This window comes from Pseudomonadota bacterium, from assembly GCA_026388255.1.
GTDB lineage: Bacteria > Desulfobacterota > Syntrophorhabdia > Syntrophorhabdales > Syntrophorhabdaceae > JAPLKB01.
Genome location: JAPLKC010000028.1, coordinates 1 through 8,855 on the forward strand (window position 1 = coordinate 1; position 8,855 = coordinate 8,855).

The following is an 8,855-nucleotide window of genomic DNA, read 5'->3' on the forward strand; positions in this document are numbered from 1 at the left end:
AGGTGACCCATAATGCCATATTCCGTAAACTTGAAGACATGATGGATGTCCTGGAGCACGAAATCCGGCATCTTACATCAGACAGACTGGCCCAACTCTGTCAATGTTCATATTTATGACATTACAAGGAGGAAATGATATAAATGGTATCCTGTCCTTAATTATTGCGTCGTTATCGACTTTCCGGAGATTTTAGTAATTCCTGAACTATTTTAGAAACTTCATCCCGAAAATAGGAGGATGATGCTTGCAAATACCAGGTAGTAGCCGATGTATGTAAGGGATATCAAAAAACTGTATTGTACACATAGGAGTTTATACTACCGATTAAGTCAAACTGCCTTAACTACAAGCTTATATAGAACACCCAGAACACAACAAACCTTTGAGCACAGACATCTATATCATTAATAATTATGTTGTTAATGAAAGGATTGAATTTTGTGTCATGCAGACAAGCAGAAAGATGCTTAAATACTTATTTATAAAGCAATTATTTTGTTTGTGCCTTCAAATACCGTTTGTTAAAAACCACAATTCCGATAAGGCCGATACCAAGAAGGAATATCATGGCAGGCTCGGGTACCCCTGTAGTCCCGGGCACCTTATCTCTACCACCGTTTTTAAACCCTCTGAAACGAGTAATGGCAAAAGCGCCTTCACTTGATTTTGCCTCGAAAAAGCTGCCCGTACTCAGTTGATCCAGACTATTTCCGGTCATAGCAAAAATGAAACTTGCAGATCCTCCTACAGGGATTCCATTTTTTGTATTACCGCTACCCAGGAAATTTCCACCTATTGCTGCACCGATATCAAAAGCACTGAACGGCGATGCAGAAATGGAATCTTGAAAACATGACGCCCCAAGAAGGCTAAAAAACTTGTTTGAACCTGTTACGCTCACACCGCTAATGAAGTTATTTGGATTGTTAAATGCAAATCCTGTTAAAAAGCCTCCGTTATTTGAAGAGCTAATATTTTTTAACGTAACGTCCAGTGTTGTAGTTGATGGTGAAAGAAGCCTGTACGTGAATTCACCGATAAAATTACCGAACCCCTTAGTGCTTCTTGATGTATCTCCGGTAAATGTTTGTGTTTGGGCATAATTGATTGAGGGTGTCAAGAGAAAGAGAATAAATACGACAATCATTAATCCTGAAACATAATATTTATTTTTTTTATCGTCCATGTTCATCCCCTGAATTAATATACTACAACAACAACTATATTAATTATAATGCATTTGTTTGTTTTGATAATGACATTTATCACAAAATCGTAGATTCTTTTTTATAATTCTATGAAAGTATTAACAGAAAATATTTAAAACATGATTTTAAATTGGTTCCTTATTAATAGTGGAATTATAGATAAAAGTCCGGGAACTTCTTGTGCGGTTACCTCTTGCAATCCTCTATAGAGCCACGGATGCATTTTGTACCATCGGTCCAGGTTGCATCAGACAGGTCTGCGCGGAGCAGTGTCACGCCAGTCATTATGGCATCAGTGAGGTTTATGAAATTCATGGTTGTATTTGACATATTTACGTTAGACAGTTTTGTCCCTACCATGTTCACATAGGACAGTTTTGCGGTGGACATGTTCACATTGGACAGTTTTGCACCAGTAAGGTATGCGCTGGACAAATCCGTATTAATCATATTAACATTTGTTAAGGTTGCATTACTTAGGTTCACAGCAGTCAAATCTGCTCCAGACATGTTTGTGCCTGAGAGAATTGCATTGGTCATATTTGTTCGAAAAAGATTCGCGCCGGACATTTTTGCACCTGTCAGGTTTGCACCTGTCAGGTTTGCATTAGCAAGGTCAGCACCGGAAAAGTTTGCATTAGTAAGGTCAGCACCGGAAAGATTTGTACCAGACAGTTTTGCATTGGTTAGGATAGCACCAGACAAATTTGCGTCTGGAAGATCACAATATGGGCAACTCTTTGTCGATTTTAGTATCTCCAGATCAACTTGACTGAATGTATATGCTTTGCATAATATAAACATTAAAGCCGCCAAAACCATACATGGAATGAAAACAGTTTTTTTGGTAACCATTATGATGCCCCCTTTTTTAGGCTACAAAGGAGTTAATCCCTTAAAGCCAAAACCTTTTTTGAATACCCTGTTTTTTTATTAAATTTTACTTATACCCATTTAATTGAATTAAAAACCTAAACATTATATACATATTCAATGTCAAATTATAACAGAAAAGACAAAGATTCAATTATTATATTCACAAAAGATATAAAAAAACGATGTAGGTCAACGTTTTTCCTTGACAATATTTTATACTATATATAGTATCTATTTATAGTTGTAATACAATATGTGGGGGTTTTAAATCAAAATTATCTTAGATACCTCATGCTATAAAAATAAATATGAAATAAGAATGGATTATTTGCTGCTATTGATTTTACAATGCTTTTGAAGGTAGAATTGTATCGGGGATTAGAACTTATATTGATTATTCTAATTTTTATATTTGCTTTATTATGATAGTGCTAATATTTTCTGATATGACGAAATATTTGTGCAATGGCGGTAGCTTATAAAAAATAGGATATCCAAATATATTCAATAATTATGAACTATTGGATGATTATAGGTTGAAACTTTTGGCAGAAAAAAGAATACTGATGGGTGTTTTCTGTATTTTTATTTTAGTCGGCTGCGGAGGACCCATGGTCTTGAACCCTGCAAATTATGCGATTCCACAGACACATATTTATCCGCGCCCGGAATTGTTTTCACCGGATACAAACTATAAAGTTCAGGTCGGCGACACCCTTGACATCAAGTTTTTCTATAATCCTGAATTGAATGAAAAAGAACTTCCAGTGCGCCCGGATGGACGAATTTCACTTCAACTCATTGATGAAATTGTTGCAGCCGGATTAACACCGGATGAATTAAAAAATCTTCTTAAAAGGAAATATGAAACAACAGAGTTAAAAAATGTTGAAATAGCGGTTGTGGTTAGATCTTTTAGCCACCAAAAAGTTTTTGTTGATGGAGAAGTAGGTGCGCCCAGATTAGTTCCAATAATGGGTCAGCTAACTGTGATGCAGGCAATTGCACAGGCTAATGGCATGAGGGAATCAGCAAGACGTTTCGAAGTTATTGTGATTCGCCGGGGAAGGGACCACAAGCCAATGATCACAACTGTCAATCTTGAAAAAGTTATTGATGGGACCGATCTTAGTCAAGATATCCTTCTTATGCCTTTCGACATAGTATATGTTCCAAGGTCGCCTATCGCAAATGCTGACCTGTGGGTAGATCAATATATAAGACGACTCTTACCATTTGCTTTGCCGACGCCACTCCCTACGCCTACTATAACTTATTGATATGACAGGACAAGAACAAACATATAGTTTACGCGATATTTTATCGATATTCTTCAAGCATAAATACAAGATTATTTTTTGTTTTTTCCCTATCGTTATTATTACTTCCGTTATTGCTTTGGCTTTGCCTGTGCACTATGTAGCAAAAACAGTTATTATGGTGAAGCCGGGAAGAGAATTTGCTCCTTCATCGGACCTCATAGCCAATGAAAATAAACTGCCTATAATCAGTACTGAAACAATTGTCAATACAGAAATCCATATTCTTACAAGTAATGATTTGATTGCTAAGGTCGTAAGTACTATTGGAGTATATAATATATATCCAGAACTCAAAGGCAAAGGCCTGTCTTTACAGGCTGCAGAAAGTTCAGCGGTAGAGAGGATTATTCAGGACCTGCTGATAAAGCCAGTACCGGGCAGCAGTACGATTGAAATTTATTGTAGAAATGCTAACCCTAAGGTGGCAGCTAATTTGGCAAATGCATTAACTCAGTACCTTAATGACAAGCACCTCGAGGTTTTTGGAACAAAAAAAACCCTCTTTATAGAAGAACAGCTAAAAGCCAATGAGGTAAAATACAGAGAATCTATGAATAAATTAAATACATTTAAAGAAACAAACCAAATTACAAGCATTAAAGAACAATATTGGTTTATTATCGGAAAAAGAACAGAGTTAGAATCAACCTTGAAAATTGAGGAAAGCAAGCTGGAGGAGTTGAGAAAAAAAATCTCCTTTCTGAAAAGCCAAAAGAAAAAAGCTGTTGCAGATTTGTATACAGCGCATGTGGGGGGAAGATTAGTAGATCTTGAGGCAAAGGAAACCCAATTATTGGCAACATACAAAGAAAATAGTCGTCCAGTGATAAACCTGAGAAAAGAAATACAAAGAGTAAAAGATGCTTTACGACAATATGAAGAAGAGCAGAAAGAAAGTCAGGAATGGTCCACTCTGGAAGCGGATGTAGGGCCTCAAAACCTGAAGATTGAAAATCTTAGACAACAAATTATCAGGTTGGATAAACAGCTTGCCTCTCTTAGCTCCAGTAGTGAGGAATTAAATCGATTGGAACGCGATGTGGCCGTAAGCCAGACAAACTACGAGGCCTACCTGAAGAGGCATGAAGAACAAATGATTGCTGAAGACATGGATCGGAGAAAAATAACTAATATTCAAGTTGTAGAGCGGGCTTCCGTGCCTGTATCGCCAGTGAAAGCGAACCAGAGGAGGGTTATTGGTATAGGTATGTTTTTGGCAGCAGCAGCAAGTCTTGGTCTGGCTTATTTAGCTGAATACCTTCCTCAGTGTATGACAACACCTGAAGCCATGAACCGTCGTTTACGCCTGCCCGTCCTTATAGCTGTTTCATATAAGATGCCCCGGAGGTAATGCTAAGAAGTGTATCTTAACTACTACGGCCTTAAACAAGAGCCCTTTCACATTACGCCTGACCCTGCATTTCTGTTTTTGAGCAATAGCCATAAACAGGCATTAGCGTCAATGATGTATGCCATTGAAAAAAAGAAAGGATTTGCTGCAATCACCGGTGGAGTCGGGGTTGGGAAGACAACTATTCTGCGCTCCTATCTTGACAGGATGGACCACGAACACCTTAAACTGATATATATATTTAATCCTAATATCCCTTTTAAAAGCCTGGTTGCTGTTATTCTCCAGGAGTTGGGTTCTAAGCCGGCCACATATGACATATCCGATATGGTACATCAACTTCATCTCGTTTTAATAGATGAGTACGGTGCAGGACGTGATGTTATAGTAATAATAGATGAAGCACAAAACATGCCCATAGAAACGCTGGAAAATCTTCGCATGCTATCTAATCTCGAAACTTCAACAGACAAACTGATACAAATTATACTTATTGGCCAATCAGAATTTGATGAGATACTTAACAAGTACGAACTGCGGCAGCTTAAACAGCGAATTGCAATTCGTTCGATAATAGCCCCCCTTCCACCGGAAGAAAGTTTGGCATATATTAAACATCGTTTAACAAAAGCAGGTTTAAAGGAAGGTCAGGTTTATTCAGTTTTCAACAAAAGCGCTCTTCAACTCATAATACAACAATCAAAAGGTATTCCAAGAATCATAAATATTCTCTGCGATAATTCCCTTATTACCGGTTTTGGTCATCAACAATATCCTATTACATCAAAAATTGTAAATGAAGTTATTTCTGATTTTTACGGCAAACAAGAACATACATATTTTTTTAAGTGGCAGCATGCTGCCCTGGCCGCTTTACTTCTCCTGCTCTTCGCCTTCTTGATGTCGTCTTACAGGAATACACTGACATCAATGCTTACTGATTTATTCTGGAGGCAAAACAAAGCGGTTGTTGCCGTAGAAGAGATGAAATCTACGGCAACCGCTAAAGCCAACATTAAACCTGTAATACAAAAGAAGGAACCGGACATTCCGAAACAAATTCAGGAGGAAGATCAACCGGATGTGCCCGTAATCAAGATCATTGGAAAGGGAGACAACCTTATCCAACTAATAGAAGATGTATATGGTATTAAAGACAGAAAATTTATTGATAAAAAACTGATGGAATTCATCAGGAAGAATAATCCGCACATAAAAGATATGAACAAAATTTTAGTGGGTGATAAGATTGAATAACAGAAAGTCAAATTAAAACAAAGGATAGTTTTTGAGCAAAATCTTTGAAGCATTAGAACATGCCAGACAGAAACTGAGGCATTCTCGTACAACTTCATCCGTTCCGGAGGCTTCAAGGCTAAATATGGAATACGATATGGTTCAGCTTTATCAGGTGCTTAGCCACCATTTCTCTGATAAAGAAAAAAAGGTTTTTCAATTTATTGGTTCAGTGCCGCGAGAAGGGACATCTACTATCACTCGTGAATTTGCAAGCACCCTCGCTTTAAGGCTGGGCAAGAGCGTTTTACTTCTCGATGCTGATCCGGAACTACCAACACATCACCATGCATTCAATATTAATATGAATCATGATATGAAAGAAGTAATTAAAGATGGTCTCCCTATAGTAGAAGCTTTGTATCACGTTGGAGACACCAGCTTATTTATCAGTATTATGTCTTTGAGCTCAACATATGACGCTGACCTTTTTGACTCACCAAAGATTGATAACATATGGGAACAGTTGAAGAAAAGGTTCGACGTGATTCTTGTTGACTCGCCGCCAGGAGGTTCCTCTCCAATTGGTTTTACAATATGTAGAACCGTGGATGGCGTTATTATAGTTGTAGAGGCGGAGAAAACGAGATGGCCCGTAACATCTAGTATAAAAGAAAGGCTCCTGCAAAACGGGGCCAATATTATTGGTGCCGTGTTTAACAAACGTAAATTTTACATTCCGCCATGGATTTATAAAAGACTTTAGTAATATAATAAATCGTGTTTCATTAACAAATAAATATAAATAGAACCTAAAAGGCATCTTCTATGGTATCAAAAATATGTGCCTCTCTAATGGATCATGATTATGGAATCTACGTTGAGGATTATTTTAGCGAATTGCTTCGTGTTGAGAGAAAAAGATCGGAGCGTTCTAAAGATCACTTTTTATTAATGCTTCTTGATATCAGTATGTTTCAGGAATCAGATAATAAAAAAGGAATTGCCGAACAAATATCATCGACATTATGTGCCTCAGTCAGAGATATCGATGTAGTGGGCTGGTATAAACACGATACTGTAATAGGGGTAATGTTCCGGGAGATAAAAGAAGCTAAGGAGCGTTTAGGTTCTGTGCGGGACATGATCTTACGGAGAATATACAATAAATTGTTGAACTTTTATGACGTGGAACATATTAAAAATATACTTGTTTCCTGCCATTCGTTTCCGGAGAGCAATGAAATCACTCTTGCCAACGCCCCCCTCCTTGATTTAAATTTATATCCAGACCTGTTGCTATCAACTAAAACCCCGCTAAACGTTCTTTCATTTTTTATTAAGACCCTCATGGATGTTTTCGGGAGTCTTGTAGGGATTATTATCTTCTCTCCTTTATTTATAGTTATTGCGCTGTTGGTAAAATATTCATCTCCTGGACCTGTGTTTTTTAGACAAGAACGGGTAGGGCTGTTTGGAAAGGTTTTTACCTTTTTGAAATTCAGAACAATGTATGTCAACGAGGATTTGGAAATACATAAACAATTTGTTACAAAATTTATCAGTGGACAGGAAGATGATAGTACAGGAGCAGAGAAAGCTGAAAAAGAAATAATCTATAAAATGAAAAACGATCCAAGAGTTACCCGGACAGGAAGATTTTTAAGAAAAACAAGCTTAGATGAACTCCCTCAACTACTGAATGTCCTTAAGGGAGATATGTCTCTTGTTGGACCAAGACCTCCCATACCATATGAATACGAACAATATGATGTCTGGCATAAAGGGAGGATACTGGAATTCAAACCTGGAATCACCGGGCTCTGGCAGGTAGAAGGACGGAGCCTGACTTCATTTAATGAAATGGTGCGTCTGGATATAAAATATATCAGGGAATGGTCTCTGTGGCTTGATATAAAAATATTATTTAAAACACCCTTGGTTGTTCTGAAAGGTAAAGGAGCATATTAATTGATCAATTGATCAGGCCAAAAACTAAACCTATTCTCCTGATCATTGAAACTTATAATTGGATATTTAACATAAAACACAAAAAAATAAATTAAGGAGAAAACATGATTCGCATAGGCGTAGTAGGTTATGGTTATTGGGGACCGAACATAGTAAGAAATTTTGCAACAACAGATGGAGCCGAAGTCCTTTCTGTATGTGATATACACGAGGATATGCTAAAGCGTGCCAAAAAAGCTAATCCAAACGTTCAGGTCACAAAGAATTCGGACGATATATGTTTTTCGACAAATATTGATGCTGTAGCTATAGTTACACCGGTATTCACACACTTTGATATTGCGAAGAAAGCCCTCCAGAATGGCAAGCATGTTTTTGTTGAGAAACCTTTTACTTTTACTGTTGCTCAAGCAAAAGAACTGATAGAGTTGGCAGACAGAAAAAATTTAAAAATAATGGTTGATCATACTTTTCTTTTCACCGGCGCAGTTCGTAAGATTAAAGAGATTATTGATGAAGGAATTCTTGGAAGCCTTTATTATTTCGATTCTATGAGGGTAAATCTGGGCCTTTTTCAACATGATGTAAACGTGATTTGGGATCTCGCACCTCATGACCTGTCAATTATGGATTATCTTATTAAGGACAAGCCCACCGCAATAGTAGCAACGGGGGCTGCTCATTTTGATAAGGAACCGGAGGATATAGCTTACATTACCTTATATTTTCCTAACAATATGATTGCTCATTTCATCGCCCTATACGTAACAAAGTCTGTTTTGTTCTGTAAGATCAGTTAGTTAAGTATGCTTTTCCTCCATATTGAGTTATGGGGCATTGCTCTTATTCTTTAAAGGATAAGAGGCAGATCGTCAAGATAAAAATATA

The 8,855-nt window shown here is 37.3% G+C and carries 8 protein-coding genes; 6 read left to right on the top strand and 2 right to left on the bottom strand.

Annotated features, from left to right (window positions below; all coding sequences use genetic code 11):
- Positions 1-493 precede the first annotated feature (493 nt).
- Positions 494-1,189 (bottom strand): PEP-CTERM sorting domain-containing protein, encoded by a 696-nt coding sequence (locus NT178_03030; protein MCX5811501.1) that lies wholly within the window; start codon positions 1,187-1,189, stop codon positions 494-496.
- A gap of 208 nt (positions 1,190-1,397) precedes the next feature.
- Positions 1,398-2,066 (bottom strand): pentapeptide repeat-containing protein, encoded by a 669-nt coding sequence (locus NT178_03035; GenBank protein MCX5811502.1) that lies wholly within the window; start codon positions 2,064-2,066, stop codon positions 1,398-1,400.
- Between the two features lie 566 nt (positions 2,067-2,632).
- Between NT178_03035 and NT178_03040 the strand changes: the two genes are divergently transcribed.
- The 6 genes from NT178_03040 to NT178_03065 all read left to right on the top strand — a co-directional run bounded on the left by NT178_03040 (position 2,633) and on the right by NT178_03065 (position 8,767).
- The gene (locus tag NT178_03040) at positions 2,633-3,367 is read left to right on the top strand and encodes a polysaccharide export protein (protein ID MCX5811503.1); all 735 of its coding nucleotides are present in this window, start codon (positions 2,633-2,635) and stop codon (positions 3,365-3,367) included.
- Between the two features lies 1 nt (position 3,368).
- Positions 3,369-4,760 (top strand): Wzz/FepE/Etk N-terminal domain-containing protein, encoded by a 1,392-nt coding sequence (locus NT178_03045; protein MCX5811504.1) that lies wholly within the window; start codon positions 3,369-3,371, stop codon positions 4,758-4,760.
- A gap of 9 nt (positions 4,761-4,769) precedes the next feature.
- A complete protein-coding gene (locus NT178_03050; GenBank protein MCX5811505.1) occupies positions 4,770-6,017 on the top strand; it encodes an AAA family ATPase in 1,248 nt (415 codons plus the stop codon).
- 31 nt (positions 6,018-6,048) lie between these two features.
- Positions 6,049-6,762, top strand: coding sequence for a CpsD/CapB family tyrosine-protein kinase (locus tag NT178_03055; protein ID MCX5811506.1), 714 nt, complete (start codon positions 6,049-6,051; stop codon positions 6,760-6,762).
- A 62-nt stretch (positions 6,763-6,824) separates the two neighbouring features.
- Complete coding sequence (locus tag NT178_03060) at positions 6,825-7,967, top strand: exopolysaccharide biosynthesis polyprenyl glycosylphosphotransferase (GenBank protein ID MCX5811507.1); 1,143 nt, start codon at positions 6,825-6,827, stop codon at positions 7,965-7,967.
- 104 nt (positions 7,968-8,071) lie between these two features.
- Complete coding sequence (locus NT178_03065) at positions 8,072-8,767, top strand: Gfo/Idh/MocA family oxidoreductase (GenBank protein MCX5811508.1); 696 nt, start codon at positions 8,072-8,074, stop codon at positions 8,765-8,767.
- Positions 8,768-8,855: the final 88 nt, after the last annotated feature.